The organism is Inquilinus sp. Marseille-Q2685, from assembly GCF_916619195.1.
In the GTDB taxonomy this organism is placed as follows: domain Bacteria; phylum Pseudomonadota; class Alphaproteobacteria; order DSM-16000; family Inquilinaceae; genus Inquilinus.
In genome coordinates, this window is sequence record NZ_CAKAKL010000001.1 from 881,470 (window position 1) to 899,170 (window position 17,701).

Annotated in this window: 15 protein-coding genes; 9 read left to right on the top strand and 6 right to left on the bottom strand. The window is 69.4% G+C overall.

From position 1 onward, the window contains the following. Positions 1–40: 40 nt before the first annotated feature. Positions 41–616 (bottom strand): NADPH-dependent FMN reductase, encoded by a 576-nt coding sequence (locus LG391_RS04160; RefSeq protein WP_225766702.1) that lies wholly within the window; start codon positions 614–616, stop codon positions 41–43. 82 nt (positions 617–698) lie between these two features. Beyond that, positions 699–1,283 (bottom strand): DUF2239 family protein, encoded by a 585-nt coding sequence (locus tag LG391_RS04165; RefSeq protein ID WP_225766703.1) that lies wholly within the window; start codon positions 1,281–1,283, stop codon positions 699–701. Between the two features lie 110 nt (positions 1,284–1,393). Between LG391_RS04165 and LG391_RS04170 the strand changes: the two genes are divergently transcribed. Next, entirely contained in the window at positions 1,394–1,729 is a 336-nt protein-coding gene (locus tag LG391_RS04170) for a GIY-YIG nuclease family protein (RefSeq protein ID WP_225766704.1), read from the top strand. Positions 1,730–1,733: 4 nt separating this feature from the next. Here the strand turns inward: LG391_RS04170 and LG391_RS04175 are convergent, their stop codons facing one another. Then, positions 1,734–4,178, bottom strand: coding sequence for an FAD-dependent oxidoreductase (locus LG391_RS04175; RefSeq protein ID WP_225766705.1), 2,445 nt, complete (start codon positions 4,176–4,178; stop codon positions 1,734–1,736). A gap of 7 nt (positions 4,179–4,185) precedes the next feature. Then, complete coding sequence (locus LG391_RS04180) at positions 4,186–5,049, bottom strand: choline/ethanolamine kinase family protein (protein WP_225766706.1); 864 nt, start codon at positions 5,047–5,049, stop codon at positions 4,186–4,188. 198 nt (positions 5,050–5,247) lie between these two features. Between LG391_RS04180 and LG391_RS04185 the strand changes: the two genes are divergently transcribed. Then, positions 5,248–6,048, top strand: coding sequence for a DeoR/GlpR family DNA-binding transcription regulator (locus tag LG391_RS04185; RefSeq protein WP_225766707.1), 801 nt, complete (start codon positions 5,248–5,250; stop codon positions 6,046–6,048). On the opposite strand, the gene LG391_RS04190 is transcribed toward LG391_RS04185, so the two are convergent. Next, positions 6,045–6,647 carry a TetR/AcrR family transcriptional regulator gene (locus LG391_RS04190; RefSeq protein ID WP_225767633.1) on the bottom strand — a complete coding sequence of 201 codons (603 nt, stop codon included), beginning with the start codon at positions 6,645–6,647 and terminating at the stop codon, positions 6,045–6,047. The two genes, LG391_RS04185 and LG391_RS04190, sit on opposite strands and share 4 nt — an antisense overlap. A 78-nt stretch (positions 6,648–6,725) precedes the next feature. On the opposite strand from LG391_RS04190, the gene LG391_RS04195 reads away from it, so the two are divergent. The 7 genes from LG391_RS04195 (at position 6,726) to LG391_RS04225 (ending at position 17,189) form a co-directional block, all read left to right on the top strand. Next, a complete protein-coding gene (locus LG391_RS04195; protein WP_225766708.1) occupies positions 6,726–7,643 on the top strand; it encodes an alpha/beta fold hydrolase in 918 nt (305 codons plus the stop codon). Between the two features lie 689 nt (positions 7,644–8,332). Then, positions 8,333–9,418, top strand: coding sequence for a nucleoside hydrolase (locus tag LG391_RS04200; RefSeq protein WP_225766709.1), 1,086 nt, complete (start codon positions 8,333–8,335; stop codon positions 9,416–9,418). A 110-nt stretch (positions 9,419–9,528) separates the two neighbouring features. Beyond that, entirely contained in the window at positions 9,529–10,911 is a 1,383-nt protein-coding gene (locus LG391_RS04205; RefSeq protein ID WP_225766710.1) for an aldehyde dehydrogenase family protein, read from the top strand. Between the two features lie 27 nt (positions 10,912–10,938). Beyond that, positions 10,939–12,096, top strand: a complete 1,158-nt coding sequence (locus tag LG391_RS04210; RefSeq protein ID WP_225766711.1) for an iron-containing alcohol dehydrogenase — start codon at positions 10,939–10,941, stop codon at positions 12,094–12,096. 318 nt (positions 12,097–12,414) lie between these two features. Beyond that, positions 12,415–13,656 carry an efflux RND transporter periplasmic adaptor subunit gene (locus LG391_RS04215; RefSeq protein WP_225766712.1) on the top strand — a complete coding sequence of 414 codons (1,242 nt, stop codon included), beginning with the start codon at positions 12,415–12,417 and terminating at the stop codon, positions 13,654–13,656. A gap of 22 nt (positions 13,657–13,678) precedes the next feature. Next, positions 13,679–16,810, top strand: coding sequence for an efflux RND transporter permease subunit (locus tag LG391_RS04220; RefSeq protein WP_225766713.1), 3,132 nt, complete (start codon positions 13,679–13,681; stop codon positions 16,808–16,810). 226 nt (positions 16,811–17,036) lie between these two features. Then, positions 17,037–17,189, top strand: a complete 153-nt coding sequence (locus LG391_RS04225; RefSeq protein WP_225766714.1) for a hypothetical protein — start codon at positions 17,037–17,039, stop codon at positions 17,187–17,189. Positions 17,190–17,351: 162 nt separating this feature from the next. Here the strand turns inward: LG391_RS04225 and LG391_RS04230 are convergent, their stop codons facing one another. Next, complete coding sequence (locus LG391_RS04230) at positions 17,352–17,594, bottom strand: hypothetical protein (RefSeq protein WP_225766715.1); 243 nt, start codon at positions 17,592–17,594, stop codon at positions 17,352–17,354. Between the last annotated feature and the right edge of the window lie 107 nt (positions 17,595–17,701).

A 17,701-nucleotide genomic window follows, 5' to 3' on the forward strand; every position in this document is an offset into this window, starting at 1 on the left:
TCTCGATCGGACGAACATCCCGGCTCGACATCGGGCCCGCCTACGCCAGCGCCTCGGCATAGGGGGCGACGGCGCGGGCCTGGCGCAGCGTCGTGCCCCACCAGCGCAGCGCCTTCAGCATCACCGTCATGGCGGCGGTCGTCTGCTCCGGCTCGACCAGCCGGCCGGACGCGTCGAAGCGGCGCGGGGCGAAGGCCAGGCTGACGGTGTCGCGCAGCGTCACCGCATGCAGCTCGGCGAACACCAGGCGCAGCTGCTCCACTGCCCGCAAGCCGCCGGAGATGCCGCCATAGCAGACGAAGGCCACCGGCTTGGCCTGCCATTCGGCATAGGCGCAGTCGATCATGAACTTCAGCACCGCCGGATAGGCGTGGTTGTATTCCGGCGTCACCACGACGAAGCCGTCGGCCCGGTCGATGCGCTCGCGGAAGGCGGTGACGCCCTCCCCGTCCCGCCGGCCGCTCCAGTCCGGCAGGCCGAGCGTGCGCGGGTCGATCGGGTCGAGCGCGAAGCCGCCGGCCCGCTCGATCTCGCCGGCCGCCCAGCCGGCGACGGTGTCGCAGAACCGGCCGTCGCGGACGCTGCCGTAGATCAGGCCGATGCGCAGAGTGTCCATGATGCCTCTCGCTGATGATGAGTCGAGGGCAACCTACAAGTTCAAGTCAGCTTTAGTTCAAGCGATTTCCGTGCGGACGGACTCAGGGAGCCTTCGCCGGGTCGTCTGCCGGCCCGCCGAAGGCGAGGCGCGTGATATAGCCTCGCAGATCCGGGGGCCAGGTCGCGGTCTCCTGCCCGAAGCGGGCGCGGTCGCGGGAGAACAGGGCGCGCGACGCCTCCTCGAAGCCGGGCAGGTCGCCCGCCATCGCCGACATGACGCGATAGGCGGCCTCCTGCGCTGCGCGCATCCGCTGCGTTGCGCCGCCGGTCCGCCGGGCCTCGTCCACCAGCCGGCGCAGCGCCACCGAGGCGCCGCCCGGCTGTGCCGCCAGCCACTCCCAGTGCCGCGGCAGCAGGGTGACCTCGCGCCCGACCACGCCGAGCTTCGGCCGTCCCCGCCCGCGGGGCTCGGCCGGCTCGGCACTGTCCGCCGGCGCCAGCCGCGCGACGATCTCGGCCTCGCTGCCGCGGAGGTCGAGATCCACCACCCGTCCGGTCGTGTCGTCGAAGACGAGAACGGGGCCGGACGCGGCCCTGGCCGCCCGCGCGACCTCGGCCAAGGGGCCGGACAGCAGCAGCGTGTGGCCTTCGAAGGCGGTGCAGGGCGTGGAGGCGGTCGCGGTCACGGCAACAGGATCCCAAATGGCGAGGCGTGCTGATTTATACCCGGGCAAAATATCTTGCGTCAATATCACCCGGGCAATAATCTCGCGCCGCCACGGAACGGGATCGACCGATGAAGCGCGAGGACAGGAAGGCGGCCGTCGCCGCCTGGAAGGAGCAGAAGGTGTCCGTCGGGATCTATGCGGTGCGCTGCGTCGCGTCGGGCGAGACCTGGGTCGGGCGCAGCCCCAACCTGGCCACCGCGCGAAACCGCGTCTGGTTCATGCTGCGCTTCGGCAGCCACTCGCATCCCGGCCTGCAGCAGGCGTGGCGCGCCCATGGCGAAGGCACCTTCACCTTCGAGGTGGTCGAGACCCTGTCCGACGAGGACGCCACCCATTTCCGCGACAAGCGCCTGAAGCAGCGGCTGGAGCACTGGCAGGCAGCGCTGGGGGCCGAGGCGATCTGAGGGCCTACCCCTTCACCCGCTCCATCCGTGGGTCGTAGAGCGGCTCCAGATGCACGCGGCACGGCACGCGCTCGGTCGCGACCTCCAGCTCGTAGCGGCTGGCCAGCAGCGCCTCGCGGTCCAGCCCGGCCGAGTCGCGGACGTAGCCGAGGCCGATCGGCTTGCCGAGGGTGTGGCCGAAGCCGCCGCTGGACAGCCAGCCGACAGGATTGCCGTCGCGCAGGATGGTCTCGCGCCCCAGCAGCACCACCCCCGGGTCGTCGACCGTGAAGGTGGCGAGGATCTTCCTGAGCCGCTGCCCGCGCTGCGCCTCCAGCGCCTCCCGCCCCTGGAACGGGATGCTCGATTTCAGCTTCACCGCCCAGCCGAGGCCCGCCTCCAGCGGCGTGTGGTCCGGCCCGATATCGCTGCCCCAGGCGCGGTAGCCCTTCTCCAGCCGCAGCGTCTCGATCGCGCGGTAGCCGGCATTGGCGATGCCGTGCGCCGCCCCCGCCGCCATCACCGCCTCATAGACCCCGACCGCGAATTCGGTCGGGACGTGCAGTTCCCATCCCAGCTCGCCGACATAGGTGATGCGCAACGCCAGCACCGGGGCGCCGGCCACCGCGATCCGCCGCACCCGGCCGAAGGGGAAGCCGGCGTTCGAGACGTCGTCGCGGGTCAGCGCCTGCAGCACGTCCCGCGCCCTTGGCCCCATCAGGCTGAGCACGCTGTAGGCCGAGGTGACGTCGACCAGATGCGCGTCGGCGCCGGCCGGGATGTTGCGCTCGATCCAGTCGAAGTCGTGGGTGGCGAAGCCGGTGCCGGTGGTGATGTGGTAGCGGTCCTGGGCCAGTCGGGCGACGGTGAGGTCGCATTCGATGCCGCCCCGGGCGTTCAGCATCTGGGTGTAGGTCAGCGCGCCCGGCGGCCGCGACACGTCGTTGGCGCAGATCCAGGACAGCGCCGCCTCGGCATCCCGGCCGACCAGCTGGAACTTGGCGAAGGACGACTGGTCGAAGACGGCGACGGCCTCCCGCACGGCCCGGTGCTCGCGCGCCACCGCCGCGAACCAGCTCGGCCGGCCGAAGCCCGGGATCTCCTCCGCCGCCTCGCCCGCCGCCGCGAACCAGTTCGGCCGCTCCCAGCCCAGCTTCTCGCCGAAGCAAGCGCCCTGGGCCTTGAGGCGGTCGTAGAGCGGCGACCGGCGCAGCGGCCGGGCGCTGGCATGCTCCTCATTCGGCCAGGCGATGCTGTAGTGCTTGCCGTACAGCTCCAGCGTCCGCTTCCGCACCCAGTTGACATCAGCCTGGGCCCGGCCGAAGCGGCGGATGTCGACCGGCCAAAGGTCGTAGGGCGGCTCGCCGCCCGCGATCCATTCCGCCAGCGCCTTGCCGGCGCCGCCGCCCGAGGCGATGCCGAAGGCATTGAAGCCCGCGCCGACATAGAAGCCGCGCAGCTCCGGCGCCTCGCCGAGGATGAAGTTGCCGTCCGGCGTGAAGCTCTCCGGCCCGGCGATCAGCTCCTTTACCCCCGCCGTCTCCAGCGCCGGCACGCGGCCCATCGCCAGTTCGACGATCTGCTGGAAATGATCCCAGTTCGGCTGCAGCAGCTGGAAGTTGAAGCCCTCCGGGATGCCGTCGACGGCCCAGGCGATCGGATTCGGCTCATAGCCGCCCATCACGAGGCCGCCGACCTCCTCCTTCCAGTAGGTCAGCCGGTCCGGGTCGCGCAGGGTCGGCAGGGTGCGGGTCACGCCCTCGATCGGCTCGGTCACCATGTACTGGTGCTCGACCGACACCAGCGGCACGTTGACCCCGACCTTGCGGCCGAGCTCGCGCGCCCATTGCCCGGCGCAGTTCACCGCGGCCTCGCAGGCGATGCGGCCGCGGCTGGTGACGACCGCCGCCACCCGCCCGTCCCTGGTCTCGATGCCGGTGACCTCGGTGTCCTCCCAGATCGCGGCGCCGGCCATGCGCGCGCCCTTGGCCAGGGACTGGGTGATGTCGGACGGGTTGGCCTGGCCGTCGGTCGGCAGGAAGGCGGCGCCGACCAGGTCGTCGATCCGCATCAGCGGCCACAGATCCTGTGCTTCCCGGGGCGACAGCAGGTGCATCTCGAGCCCAAAGCTGCGGGCCGTGGTGGCCTGGCGCTTCAGCTCGGTCCAACGCGCCTCGGTGCAGGCCAGGCGCAGGCCCCCGTTCATCTTCCAGCCGGTGGCCAGGCCGGTCTCGCGCTCCAGCTCGGTGTAAAGCCGCACGGAATGGCCCAGCAGCTGGGTGATGCTGGCGCTGGAGCGCAGCTGCCCGACCAGACCGGCGGCGTGGAAGGTGGAGCCGGAGGTCAGCTTGTGCCGCTCGATCACCACCGTGTCCGCCCAGCCCAGCCGGGCCAGGTGATAGGCGGTCGAGACGCCGACGATGCCGCCGCCGATGACCACGGCGCGGGCCTGGGTGGGAAAGGCGGTCATGACGCTCTCACATCCTCTGGAAATCGTCCCAGGCGCCCTCGAAGCGCCGCAGGTTCTCGCCGGTGTAGGCGGCGTAGTCGAAGTCCAGCGTCGAGTGGATCTCCGACACCATGCTCCACATCGCCTCGCGTAGCAGCGACGCCGCCTTCATCGCGGCGTAGCGCCGGCGCAGATCGGGCGAGGCCGGGGCGCCGAAATAGGCCTCCAGCATCGCCGCCTCCTCCGCCGCCGGGAAGCCGTTGTTCGAGGCCAGGCCGCCGAGGTCGAAGAGCGGGCTGTTGAAGCCGGCATAGTCCCAGTCGACCAGCCAGAGCCGCCGACCGTCGTCGATGAAGTTCGCGGCCAGCAGGTCGTTGTGGCCCAGCACCAGCTCGACCGGCCCGACCGCCGCCTCCAGCCGCGCGGCGCGGTCGAGCAGCCCGGCCAGCTCCGCCGCCGGACGGCGCCCGTCCAGCGCATGGACATAGTCGCGCAGTACGTGGAAGACCCAGAAGGCCAGGACCGGGCCGCGCAGATGGGCCGGCATGTCGCGATGCACGCGCCGCACCAGCGCCAGCACCCGCGGCGCCTGCTGCCGCACCCGCTCGGGCGTCAGCGTCTCGCCCTCGACGAAGCGGGTCACCAGGATGCCCGGCTCCGCGTGCTCGACCGCGGGCGAAATACCGGCATCCGCGGCGGCGCGGCTGGCCGCCAGCTCGTTGAAGCGCAGGATGTGGTGATGCGGGATGTCGGCGCCCAGCCGCACGACATGGATCCCGGCGGCATCGTCGCCCCGGTAGTTGCGGTGGGTCAGCCCGCCGGTCAGGGGGGCGACGGTGACGCGCCCGCTCCAGCAGCCCAGCCCGGCGATGATATCCGACGCCTCCGGCATTCCCGCCTCCCTGATCGACGGATAGGCCGTCGGGCGCCGCCCGTCAATGCCGAAGCCCCCGAAATCCACACGAAGCCAATCGATCCCGTGGCTTCTTGTTGGAATCCATGATCATTGCGTGACAATCCACCGCGATTTCGCGGCGGGATACGATCGAAGCTGGACCGGGCGTGCGACCCCGCCGATAGGATAGGCCCAATGTCCAAGCGAGGGAACGCCGCAGGGCCGATGTTGTCCAACCGTTGGCAGGGCGAGATCCTGCACGCCGTGCGCGAATCCGGCAGCTGCAGCATCGCCGATCTGGCGCGCCGCTTCGCGGTCTCGACCGAGACCACCCGGCGCAGCGTCAAGCCGCTGATCGAGACCGGCGCCGTGGTCCGCTTCCAGGGCGGGGTGATGCTGCGGGCCGGGCTGGAGGAACCGCCGTTCCAGCGCCGGATGCAGCGCAACCGCGAGGCCAAGCAGGCGGTGGCCGCCCTGGTCGCCGCCCGCATCGCCGACGGCGACCCGATCATCCTCGACAACGGCACCACCTCGGCCTATGTCGCCCAGGCCCTGGCGCATCACTCCCGGCTGGTGGTGGTGACCAATTCGGCGGAGATCGCCTGCCGCCTGGCGCCGCGCAACGACAACCGCGTCTTCCTGTGCGGCGGCGAGGTCAACGGCGACGACGTCGCGGCCTTCGGCCCCTCGGCCATCGCCTTCGTCCGCCAGTTCCAGGTGCGCTGCGCCGTGCTGTCGGTCGGCGGCATCAACGGCCGCGGCGAGCTGGTCGATTTCCACCTGTTCGAGGCCGAGTTCTCGCATGCGGCGATGGCCCAGGCGGCGGAGACCTGGGTGATCGCCGACCACAGCAAGTTCGGCCGCGAAGCGCCGGTGAAGGTGTGCAGCCTGGCCGATGTCGACCTGGTCCTGACGGACCGCCCGCCCCCGCCCGACTTCGCCCGCCGCTGCGACGCCGCCGGGGTGCGGATCGCGGTGCCGGAGGGCGGGTCCTAGCGGGAAGACCGCGCCGCGACGCCCGCGACCACGTCGTCGACGATCTCCTGCAGCTCCGCCGGCGCCGCGCCGTCCCGGGCCTGGATCGAGATGCCCTGCATGACGGCCGCCAGGTGGCGGGCCAGGCGGCCGCCCTCCTCCGCGCCGGCGAAGGGCTGCAGCGCCAGCGCGATCCGCTCGCGCATGGCGTCGCGCCGGATGGCCAGATCGCGGGCCAGCGCGGCATGCTCCGGATGGCAGGCGATCATCCCGCTGGAGACCATGCAGCCGCGCTCGCGATCGGGGTGGGTGACCGACCGGACCGCCGTCTCGAGCAGCCGCCGCACCGCCTCCGCCAGCGTGGCTGCGGAGGCGACGAGGTCGGCATCGAGGGAGACGGTGCTGCTCTCATAGCGGTCCAGGGCTTCCCGATAGAGTCCGGCCTTGCTGCCGAAGGCGGCATAGAGGCTCGGCGGCGCGATGCCGATCGCCTTGGTCAGGTCGCCGATCGACACCCCTTCATAGCCGTGCCGCCAGAACAGCCGCATGGCGGTCTCGACCGCCTTGTCACGATCGAAGCTCCACGGCCGCCCGCCGCGGGATTTCGCATCCGGTTCCATATCGGCCACTAAACAACATCTTGACGGCCGGCGTCAAACAGGTTGATTAGTGATCGATAAACAACATGGATGGCACTGATGAACCCCTCACGACGCAGCTTCCTGGCCGGCGCCGCCGGCTTCGCCACCCTGGCCGTCCAAGCCAGATTCGGATTCGCGGCGCCGCAGCCGCGGGAAACGTTCTCCGTCCGGTCCTCGGACGGCACGGTGCTGACGGGCGACGCGCAGGGCGACCCGCAGGCGCCCGAGATCCTGTTCATCCACGGCCTGCGCCAGAGCCGGCTGAGCTGGGACAAGCAGTTCGCCGATCCGGCATTGGCCGGCTTCCGCCTGGTCCGCTTCGACCTGCGCGGCCATGGCGATTCGGACAAGCCGCCCTCCCCCGACGCCTATGCGGATGCCGATCTGTGGGCGGACGACGTCGCCGCCGCGATCGCCGGCGCCAAGCTGCGCCGCCCTGTCCTGGTGGGCTGGTCGCTCGGCGGCTACGTGGCCGGCGCCTATCTGCGGAAATATGGCGGCGCGCGGGTCGCGGGGATCAACCTGGTCGACGCGGTGAGCAAGCTGTCGCCGGAGCTGCTGACGCCGCTGGCTGGCACCTTCGCCCGCAGCACCACCTCGCCCGACCTGGCCGAACGGACGGCGGAGACGGCGCGCTTCCTCGAAGCCTGCTTCCACCAGCGGCCGACGGAGGCCGAGCTGCAGCACATGCTGGTCGTCAACGGCATGACCCCGAGGGCGGTCGGCGAAGGCTTCGTCCGGACGGACACGCCCGACCTCGAACCCGTCTTCCAGGCTTATGCCGGGCCGATCCTGCTGACGCATGGCGTGCATGACCGGCTGGTCCGCCTGGCGATGTCGGAGCGGATCAAGGCGCTGCATCCCGGCAGCCGCCTGTCGGTCTATGCGGAGAGCGGCCACAGCCCCTTCTATGAGGAGCCGGCCCGGTTCGGGCGGGAGCTCGCCGCCTTCGTGACGGCTTCGGCCCGAAGCTGAGCGGCGGATCGGGGCCAGCCTGGAATTCTCACACCCCCTACGCCCTGCGTCGCCTTGCGGCGAGTCGGATGCGGGGGCGGGACGCGAAAAGCGTATAGGGGACATACGGTTGAGCGGCCCGCTCCCGCAGGCGGCCGCCGCAAGACGACCCTTCGGGCCGGTTGAAAATGCCGACAGGGTGCGTCGAACGGCTTGCCCGATGCAAAGGCATCGCGCTGCGTCGCTCTCCTGCCCCGTCGGCATTTTGAACCGGCGCAGGGCATAGGGAGTGTGAGAAATGCGGGCCAGCCTGCCCCCAAAGAAAAACAGGCCGCATCGCTGCGGCCCGAGTTTAGGGAGGAAACGCCCAAGAAGTGCGTTACGACAGCAGCTCATCACTGCATATCGCACTGCAACATAAGCATGTCGCGGCGGCCGCTGCAAGCGAAATCAGATTAAAAATTGGTCACAGAGAGATTTGCCCAAATTTTGCCCTTTTCCGAGGCCGATGCCGGCCTTTTGGGCGCTCACAGCCGCTTGATCAGCCACAGCACGAGGTCGTCGTCGGCCGGCACCGAGTCGCCGAGCCGATCCATCGCGTCCGATCACCATCCGCGCTGCAGCCGGCGGCCGGTCGTGCCATCGTGGGACAGCGGATCGCCGGCGACTCGGATCGAAGGACGCAGGTCCGCGCAGGAGGAGACACAGCAATGCAGCGATGGATCGCCGCCGCCGTGGTGGCATGGGCGCTGGCCGCGGCACCGGCCGTGGCCGCCGAGAAGGTCATCCTCGACACCGATTTCAGCACCGCCGGGGATGACGGCCAGGTCCTGATCATGGCCGCGCAGCTCGACCGCCAGGGCGTGATCGACCTGCTGGGCGTCACCGTGGTGACCGGCAACAACTGGCTGAAGCAGGAGGTGGCGGACGCGCTGCGCGCGGTCGAGCGCCTAGGGGTCGCCGACAAGGTCGGCGTCCATGCCGGCGCCAACCTGCCGCTGGTGCACGATCCCGAGAGCTTCGAGAGCGAGCGCACCCTGTTCGGCTTCGGCGAGAGCTACAAGACCGCCTTCCACCGGCCGCAGCCGGCCGATGCCGATCTGGTGGCGCCGCCGGACGGCTTTGCCCGGACGGCGAAGCTGCAGGACCGGGACGCGGTCGACTTCATCGTCGACACGGTCAAGGCCAACCCGCACGAGGTGTCGCTGCTGGTGATCGGCCCGGCGACCAACATCGCGCTGGCGGTGCGCAAGAACCCGGAGATCGTGCCGCTGATCAAGAAGATCGTCTACATGGCCGGCGCCTTCGACGTCCGCGGCAACACCACCCCGGCCGCCGAGATGAACGTCTGGATCGACCCCGAGGCCGCGCGCATCGTCATGCGCGAGCCGATCGACCAGGCGATCATCCCGCTCGACGTCACCGACATCACCCAGCTCGGCAAGGCGGATTTCGACCGCATCATGGCCGCCGGCGGCCCGATCCCGGCACTGTTCAAGGACAGCTGGATGGCGAAGGCCTTCGCCGGGGACCCGAAGGCGACGGTCAACGTCTTCGACACGCTGGCCCTCGCCTATCTGGTCGACCCCGGCTACGCGACCAGGGTCGAGGACCTGTTCGTCGACGTCGACATCGCCTTCGGCCCCGGCTACGGCCGCACCTTCGGTTATTGGCAGGAGCAGCCGACGAAGCTGCTGCAGAAGATCAAGGGGGGGAAGCAGTTCGACAACCGCCGCTTCTTCGACCTCTATGTCGACCTGATGACCCGGCCGGTGCCGATCAAGCCGGCGACCTGACGGCCGGCCATGCGCGGGACGCGGCCCGGGGCGGGTCGCGATCCCTCTTGGGAAATCCGGGACGATGGCCGCAAGATGCGCGCCGCAGAGAGGCAGTCCCGAGATCCCGAATGACCCAGGTTCTGAAGACCATCACGCCGGTGAACGGCGGCATCTATGTCGAGCGGCCGCTGGCGACGCCCGCCGAGGCCGAGGCGGCGCTGGCCCGCGCCCGCACCGCCCAGGCCGAATGGCGGCGCGTGCCGGTGTCGGAGCGGGCGCGTCTCCTGTCCGCCGCGGTCGACGCCTTCGTCGCCGCCGGGCCGGAGATCGCGCGCGAGATCACCTGGCAGATGGGCCGGCCGGTCCGCTACACCCCCGGCGAGGTCCGCGGCTTCGAGGAGCGGGCGCGCTACATGATCTCGGTGGCCGAAGGCGCGCTGGCCGACATCGATGTCGGGCCGAAGGAAGGCTTCCGCCGCTTCATCCGGCGCGAGCCGCTGGGCACCGTCTTCGTCGTCGCCCCCTGGAACTACCCGTATCTGACCGCGGTCAACGCCGTGGTCCCGGCGCTGATGGCCGGCAATGCGGTGATCCTGAAGCATTCGCACCAGACGCCGCTGTGCGCCGAGCGCTTCGCCGAGGCGCTGCGGGACCTGCCGCCGGGCGTGTTCCAGCACATCCATGCCGACCACGACACCACGGCGAAGATGATCGGCAGCGGCGCGGTCGACTTCGTCGCCTTCACCGGCTCGGTGCCCGGCGGCCGCGCGGTCGAGGACGCCGCCGCCGGCCGCTTCGTCGGCGTCGGGCTCGAGCTCGGCGGCAAGGACCCCGGCTATGTCCGCGCCGACGCCGACCTGAAGCACGCGGTCGAGACGCTGGTGGACGGCGCCTTCTTCAACTCCGGCCAGTCCTGCTGCGGCATCGAGCGGATCTATGTCCACGCCTCGGTCTACGATGCCTTCGTCGAAGGCGCGGTCGAGCTGACCAAGCAATACGTGCTGGGCGACCCGACCGAAGAGGCGACCACCCTCGGCCCTATGGTCCGGGCCTCCGCCGCCGACTTCGTGCGCGGCCAGACCGCGGAGGCGGTGCGCCAGGGCGCTCGCGCCCTGATCGACGCCAAGGGCTTCGCGGCGGACAAGCCCGGCACGCCCTATCTGGCGCCGCAGATCCTGACCCAGGTCGACCATTCGATGCGGGTGATGACCGAGGAGAGCTTCGGCCCCGTCGTCGGCATCATGAAGGTGGCGTCGGACGAGGAAGCGGTGCGGCTGATGAACGACAGCCCCTACGGCCTGACCGCATCTGTCTTCACCCGCGACGTCGACGCCGCCATCGCCATCGGCGACCAGGTGGCGACCGGCACCTGGTTCCTGAACCGCTGCGACTATCTGGACCCGGCCCTGGCCTGGACCGGCGTCAAGGACTCCGGCCGCGGCTGCACCCTCTCGACCCTCGGCTACGACTACCTGACCCGGCCGAAATCCTTCCACCTGCGGCTTCCCTGACCGGCGCCCTTTTCCGCGAGACCAAGAATGCTCAAAGGCAACTGGAACTACCCGACCGCGGTGAAGTTCGGCCCCGGCCGGATCAAGGAGCTGCCGGACCTGTGCAAGGCCCATGGCCTGACGCGGCCGCTGCTGGTCACCGATCCCGGCTTGGCGAAGCTGGCGATGATCACGGACGCCGTGGCCGCCAACGAGGCCGCCGGCATCCCGACCGCCGTGTTCAGCGACGTCAAGCCGAACCCGACCGGGAAGAACGTCGCCGACGGCGTCGCCGCCTACAAGGCCGGCGGCCATGACGGCGTCATCGCCTTCGGCGGCGGCAGCCCGCTGGACGCCGGCAAGGCCATCGCCTTCCACGCCGGCCAGTCGCGCCCGCTGTGGGATTTCGAGGATATCGGCGACTGGTGGACCCGCGCCGACGCGTCGAGGATCGCCCCGGTGATCGCGATCCCGACCACCGCCGGCACAGGGTCGGAGGTCGGGCGCGCCGGCGTCATCACCGACGAGGAGGCGCATGTGAAGCGCATCATCTTCCACCCGAAGATGATGCCGGTCGTCGTGATCGCCGATCCGGAGCTGACCGTCGGCCTGCCGCCGCATGTCACCGCCGCCACCGGCATGGACGCGCTGGCCCATTGCCTGGAGGCGTTCTGCGCCCCCGGCTTCCACCCGATGGCCGACGGCATCGCGCTGGAGGGTATGCGCCTGATCCGGGAATGGCTGCCGGTCGCGGTCAGGGACGGCAAGGACCTGGAGGCGCGCGGCAACATGCTGGTCGCCGCCAGCATGGGCGCCACCGCCTTCCAGAAGGGGCTGGGGTCGATCCACTCCCTCGCCCATCCGCTCGGCGCGCTGTACGACGCCCATCACGGCCTGCTGAACGGCATCCTGATGCCCTACTGCATGGTCCACAACCGCGACGCCATCGAGGATCGGATGGAGCGCCTGGGCCGCACTATCGGCCTGTCGAAGCCCAGCTTCGACACCGTGCTGGTGTGGGTGCTGGACCTGCGCCGTGAGATCGGCATCCCGCACACGCTGAAGGAGATCGGCATCGGCGACAACCGGGCCGAGGAGATCGGCCGCATGGCCGAGGCCGACCCCTCCACCGGCAGCAACGCGAAGCCGGTCAAGGCCGACGAATTGCGCGCCGTGTTCGTGGATGCGGTGAACGGCCGGCTGTAAGGCCGGCGCCCTGCCTTCCCCCACGCTGTCATTGCCGGGCTTGACCCGGCAATCCAGTGGGCGTCGACAGTCTCTGGATGCCCGGGTCAGGCCCGGGCATGACAGCTTGGGGATCAGGATTCAGGCGACCATCCGTCTTCTTTTTCCTCGGATACGGCTGCGCCGGAAGCCCTCTACTCGTGCGGCATTTTGCTTTCCGTCGCATCTGTCGCATTGAAAATTATTAACCCCATCGCACTGCACAAAAGTCTTACATGTCGGTGAGGCACCGGGGGCGGCAGGCCTTTTCCGGTGCGGTCCGGCTGCGGGAATCAGGCCATGAAGCGCTCGGTTTTGGGGGTCGTCGCGGTCCTCGGCATCGCCGTTGCCGCCGTCGCATGGCAACGCTTCGGCAACGCCGACGCGATCGAGCGCAGCGGCAGGACCGCAGAGGCCGCGGGCCAGTCCGGCGGCAAGAATGCCGGCCGGCCCATCCCGGTTGTCACCGCCCCGGTCGAGCAGACATCGGTCGCCACCACCATCTCCGCCATCGGCACGGTCGAGCCGATCTCGACCGTCCTGGTCAGCTCCCGCATCGACAGCCAGGTGATGCAGGTGCATGTCGCCGACGGCCAGACGGTCCAGGCCGGCGACCTCTTGTTCACCCTCGACGACAAGCCGGCCAAGGCCGCGGTCGCCCTGGCCCAGGCCAACCTGGCCAAGGACCAGGCGACGCGGGACCAGACCGCGGCCGATGTCGAACGCGACAAGCCGCTGGTCAAGACCGGCGCGGTCTCGCAGCAGGCCTACGACCAGGCCGTGGCCGCCGCCAAGGCGGCCGAGGCCAGCGTCGCCGCCGACCAGGCCAATCTCGACCAGGCCCAGCTGACCCTGTCCTACACCCAGATCCGGGCCCCGATCACCGGCCGGCTCGGCGTCGTCTCGGTCACCGCCGGCAACCTGGTCAAGGCCAACACCACCAACAGCAACGCCACCAGCGGCGCCGTCACCAGCCTGGTCACCATCACCGAGATGACGCCGATCCGGATCGCCTTCACGGTGCCGGAGCGGAACCTGGACGCGATCCGCGCGGCCATGACCGGCCCGACCCCGCCGACGGTCGAGGCCTTCGACAGCGATGGCCGGCGCCGCATCGCCAGCGGCCAGCTGAGCTTCATCGACAGCACGGTCGACACCAAGTCGGGAACCATCCCGCTGAAGGCGACCTTCGACAACGCCGCCTTCGCCCTGTGGCCGGGGCAGTTCGTGCGGGTGGCGCTACGGCTCGGCACCCAGGACAATGCCATCACCGTGCCGACGGTGGCGCTGCAGGCCGGCCAGGACGGCGCCTTCGTCTTCGTCGCCAGGCCGGACGGCACCGCCGAGGTGCGGCCCGTGACGGTGACGCGCACCGCCGGCGACATCGCGGTGGTCGCCCAGGGCCTGACGCCGGGCGAGAAGGTGGTGACCGAGGGCCAGCTGCGGCTGATGCAGGGCAGCCGGATCACCGAGAAGGCGGCCGGCACGGCCCCGGCGGCGCCGCGCGCGGACGGCGTCGCCTCCGCCGTCAGCCCGAACTGATCCGGGCGCGGGGACAAGGGCCATGAACCTCTCCGAGCTCTGCATCCGCCGCCCGGTGATGACGACCCTGCTGACGGTCGCCATGGTCATGGCGGGGCTGGTCGCCTTCGGCCAGCTGCCGATCGCGGCGCTGCCGAACACCGACTTCCCGGTGATCAACGTCTCGGCCAGCCTGCCCGGCGCCAGCCCGGACACGATGGCGAGCTCGGTGGCGACGCCGCTGGAGAAGCAGTTCGAGACCATCGCCGGCATCCAGTCGATGTCCGCGACCTCGACCCAGGGGTCGACCACCATCACCCTGGAATTCGACCTGAACCGCGACATCGACGCGGCCGCCGCCGACGTCCAGTCGGCCATCACCGCGGTGCAGCGCAAGCTGCCGCCGGAAATGACCTCGCCGCCGAGCTACCGCAAGGTCAACCCGGCCGACGCGCCGATCATGCTGCTGTCGGTCAGCAGCGACACGCTGCCGCTGTCGACCCTCGACAACTATGCCGAGCAGGTGATCTCGCCCAGCCTGTCGACCCTGACCGGCGTGGCCCAGGTGTCGATCTACGGCAGCCAGAAATACGCCGTCCGCATCCAGGTCGACCCCGACGCGCTGAACCACCGCGGCATCAGCGTCGACGACGTCCAGAACGCGGTCGCCGCCGCCAACGTCAACACCCCGGTCGGCACCCTGCAGGGCCCGCAGCAGCAGCTGATCCTGCAGGCCGACACGCAGATGTACGACGCCAAGGCCTTCGCCGACCTGATCGTGGCGTCGCCCAACGGCATGCCGGTGCGCCTCGGCGACGTGGCGAAGGTGATCGATTCCGTCGAGAACGACCAGACCGCCAGCTGGTTCGACCAGAACCGGTCGATCGTGCTGGCGGTGCAGCGCCAGCCCGACGCCAACACCGTCGCCATCGTCGATGCGGTGAAGGAGCTGCTGCCGAAGTTCAGCGCCGACATGCCGCCTTCGGTGAAGATCAACGTGCTGAACGACCGGTCGACCTCGATCCGCCAGGCGGTCACCGACGTGCAGTTCACGCTCGGCCTGACCATCGCCCTGGTGGTGATGGTGATCTTCCTGTTCCTGCGCCGCCTGTCCGCCACCATCATCCCGACCGTGACGGTGCCGATCTCGCTGATCGCGACCGTCGCCGGCATGTATCTCTGCGGCTTCTCGATCGACAACATCTCGCTGCTGGGCCTGACCCTGTCGGTCGGCCTGGTGGTCGACGACGCGATCGTGATGCTGGAGAACGTCGTCCGCTATATCGAGGAGGGCATGAAGCCCTTCGAGGCGGCGCTGAAGGGCAGCCGCGAGATCGGCTTCACCATCCTGTCGATCACCCTGTCGCTGGTCGCGGTGTTCATCCCGGTGCTGCTGATGGGCGGCGTGGTCGGACGGATCTTCAACGAGTTCGCGGTCGTCGTGACCATGTCGATCGCGGCCTCGGCCTTCGTGTCGCTGACGCTGACGCCGATGATGTGCTCGCGCTTCCTGCACGGACATGAGGAGGAGAAGCCGGAGGGCTTGCTGGGCCGGACGCTGGAGCGCGGCTTCGACGCCATCCTCGGCTTCTATTCGCGGACGCTGCGCTGGTGCCTGGCGCACCGCCTGGTGATGCTGCTGGTGTTCTTCGGCACCATCGCCGGCACCGCGCTGATGTTCCAGGCGATCCCGAAGGGCTTCTTCCCGACCGAGGATCTGAGCCAGCTGCAGGTCACCACCCAGGCCCGGCAGGACGTGTCCTTCGACGCCATGATCGGGCTGCAGAACCAGGTCCGCGAGGTGTTCCGCACCTCGCCCTACGTCCAGGACGTGGTGTCGAGCGTCGGCGCCAACGGCTATGGCGGCACGCTGAACTCCGGCCGGCTGTTCGTGCAGCTGAAGCCGAAGGAAGAGCGCCCGCCGCTCGACACCGTGATCTCGGACCTGCGGCGCAGGCTCGGCCAGATCTCCGGCATCGACAGCTACATGGTGCCGGTGCAGAACCTGCGCGTCGGCGGCCGCACCTCCTCCGCCCAGTACCAGTTCGTGATGCAGGGCCTGAACCAGCAGGAGCTGTACGACTGGGCCGGCAAGATGACGACCGGGATGCGCAAGTCGTCGGTGCTGCAGGACGTGGTCAGCGACCTGCAGCTGAACGCCCTGCAGGCGACGCTGAAGGTCGACCGCGACAAGGCGGCCCAGCTGGGCGTCACCAGCGACGCGCTGCGCTCGACCCTCTATGGCGGCTTCGGCACCGAGCAGATCTCGACCATCTTCACCGCGGTCGACAGCTACGAGGTGATCCTCGAGCTCGACCCCTCCTTCCCCTGGTCGGCGGATTCGCTGGACAGGATCTATGTCCGCTCCTCCAACGGCGACCTGGTGCCGCTCGGCGCCTTCGCCACGGTGGAGCGCACGGCCGGGCCGCTGTCGGTCAACCAGCAGGGGCAGTTGCCGGCCGTCACCATCTCGTTCAACGTCGCCGCCGGCAAATCCCTCAGTGACGCGACGGCGGAGATCGACCGGATCAAGACAGAGATCGGCCTGCCGGTGACCATCACCACCGCCTATGCCGGCAACGCCCAGGTGTTTCAGCAGTCGCTGCAGAACCAGGGGCTGCTGCTGCTCGGCGCGGTGCTGACGATCTACATCGTGCTCGGGATTCTCTACGAAAGCTTCACCCATCCGCTGGTGATCCTCTCCGGCCTGCCCTCGGCCGCGATCGGCGCGCTGGGCACGCTGATGCTGTTCCGCACCGACCTGTCGGTGATCGCGATCATCGGCGTGCTGATGCTGATCGGCATCGTCAAGAAGAACGCGATCATGATGATCGACTTCGCGCTGAACGCGCAGCGCGGCGAGGGGCTGGCGGCGCGCGACGCGATCACCCGCGCCTGCACGCTGCGCTTCCGGCCGATCATGATGACCACCATGGCGGCGCTGATGGGCGCGCTGCCGATCGCGATCGGCCAGGGCGCCAGCGCGGAGCTGCGCCAGCCGCTGGGCCTCGCCGTGGTCGGTGGCCTGGTGGTGTCGCAGATGCTGACGCTCTACATCACCCCGGTGCTGTACCTCTATGTCGAGGACCTGACCCACGGCGCCCTGTCCTTCGGCCGCTGGCTCCGGAGGGGCGGCAAGGGCAGCGTCGTGCCTGGTCACGCTCCGGCGGAGTAACAAAGAACTTCCTCGGAACTCCCCACACCGTCATTGCGACCCCGGCCTCGAGCCGGGAAGCAATCCAGGGGCCGCTCGCACCGGCCCCTGGATTGCTTCGTCGGCTTCGCCTCCTCGCAATGACGGAGAGAAAGACGGGGGTTACAATCGATGGAAGAAGGCCGGCCCCAGCAGGCGGGGTGTGACGCCTGGCGCAGACAGCCGGCGGCGCCCGGCACGGGTTACCGTGCCGGCATCCTTCCGCCCAATCATCAGCCAGTCGACGGCGATCGCTGAAGCGGATCTCCGCCTGTCCGGCGCGATCGATGTCTCCGGCCTTGAGGGCGGCGACGCCCTGAGTCTGAAAGCCCGAGGCCAGCTCAAGGGCGAGATCGGCTAGGCGGGACAGCATCGCAGCGTCCTGGGTGGCCTCGTCCGTGGCCGGCGAAACGGCGGCGGGAGTCCCGGCTGTGAGGCACCATCGACCACCCCCGAACTAGAACAAAAAGAGAACACTCGATCAAGCGAAATCCTTGTGCTCGGCAGGGTTGATACCGACGATCTAGTGATCTGCGTCGCCGCTCCAATTTTTCAGGGCTACCGCGATATCCGCTTCGAGCTCTTCCACGAGCGTACGGTATTCACGAACCACCTTGTCGTCCGCCGGACGTCTAGCGATGAGGGTGTCCAGGGTCTCCACCGCCAATTGGTGGTCTTCGCAGAGTGAGCGAAATGGCTCATTCTGTTCGGCGAGGGGGCCGATCAGATGCGCCAGTTCCGGGAACCGCTCAATGGCCTTCTTCATCGCGTCGGCAGCCCTCTCAAGCTGCGAGAACCGACGGCGGCCGTTCACAGCCGAGCCGAACGACTACTGCCTTAGTCATAATAGAATAGGAGTCGAGCGAGCAGGAG

What these genes read in the sequence shown, in the direction of transcription:
- LG391_RS04195 (WP_225766708.1), top strand. Translation starts at nt 6,726, where the DNA reads ATGAACCCCTCACGACGCAGCTTCCTGGCCGGCGCCGCCGGCTTCGCC.
- LG391_RS04185 (WP_225766707.1), top strand. Translation starts at nt 5,248, where the DNA reads ATGTCCAAGCGAGGGAACGCCGCAGGGCCGATGTTGTCCAACCGTTGG.
- LG391_RS04170 (WP_225766704.1), top strand. Translation starts at nt 1,394, where the DNA reads ATGAAGCGCGAGGACAGGAAGGCGGCCGTCGCCGCCTGGAAGGAGCAG.
- LG391_RS04175 (WP_225766705.1), bottom strand. Translation starts at nt 4,178, where the DNA reads ATGACCGCCTTTCCCACCCAGGCCCGCGCCGTGGTCATCGGCGGCGGC.
- LG391_RS04215 (WP_225766712.1), top strand. Translation starts at nt 12,415, where the DNA reads ATGAAGCGCTCGGTTTTGGGGGTCGTCGCGGTCCTCGGCATCGCCGTT.
- LG391_RS04190 (WP_225767633.1), bottom strand. Translation starts at nt 6,647, where the DNA reads ATGGAACCGGATGCGAAATCCCGCGGCGGGCGGCCGTGGAGCTTCGAT.
- LG391_RS04210 (WP_225766711.1), top strand. Translation starts at nt 10,939, where the DNA reads ATGCTCAAAGGCAACTGGAACTACCCGACCGCGGTGAAGTTCGGCCCC.
- LG391_RS04200 (WP_225766709.1), top strand. Translation starts at nt 8,333, where the DNA reads ATGCAGCGATGGATCGCCGCCGCCGTGGTGGCATGGGCGCTGGCCGCG.
- LG391_RS04160 (WP_225766702.1), bottom strand. Translation starts at nt 616, where the DNA reads ATGGACACTCTGCGCATCGGCCTGATCTACGGCAGCGTCCGCGACGGC.
- LG391_RS04220 (WP_225766713.1), top strand. Translation starts at nt 13,679, where the DNA reads ATGAACCTCTCCGAGCTCTGCATCCGCCGCCCGGTGATGACGACCCTG.
- LG391_RS04180 (WP_225766706.1), bottom strand. Translation starts at nt 5,049, where the DNA reads ATGCCGGAGGCGTCGGATATCATCGCCGGGCTGGGCTGCTGGAGCGGG.
- LG391_RS04230 (WP_225766715.1), bottom strand. Translation starts at nt 17,594, where the DNA reads ATGAAGAAGGCCATTGAGCGGTTCCCGGAACTGGCGCATCTGATCGGC.
- LG391_RS04205 (WP_225766710.1), top strand. Translation starts at nt 9,529, where the DNA reads ATGACCCAGGTTCTGAAGACCATCACGCCGGTGAACGGCGGCATCTAT.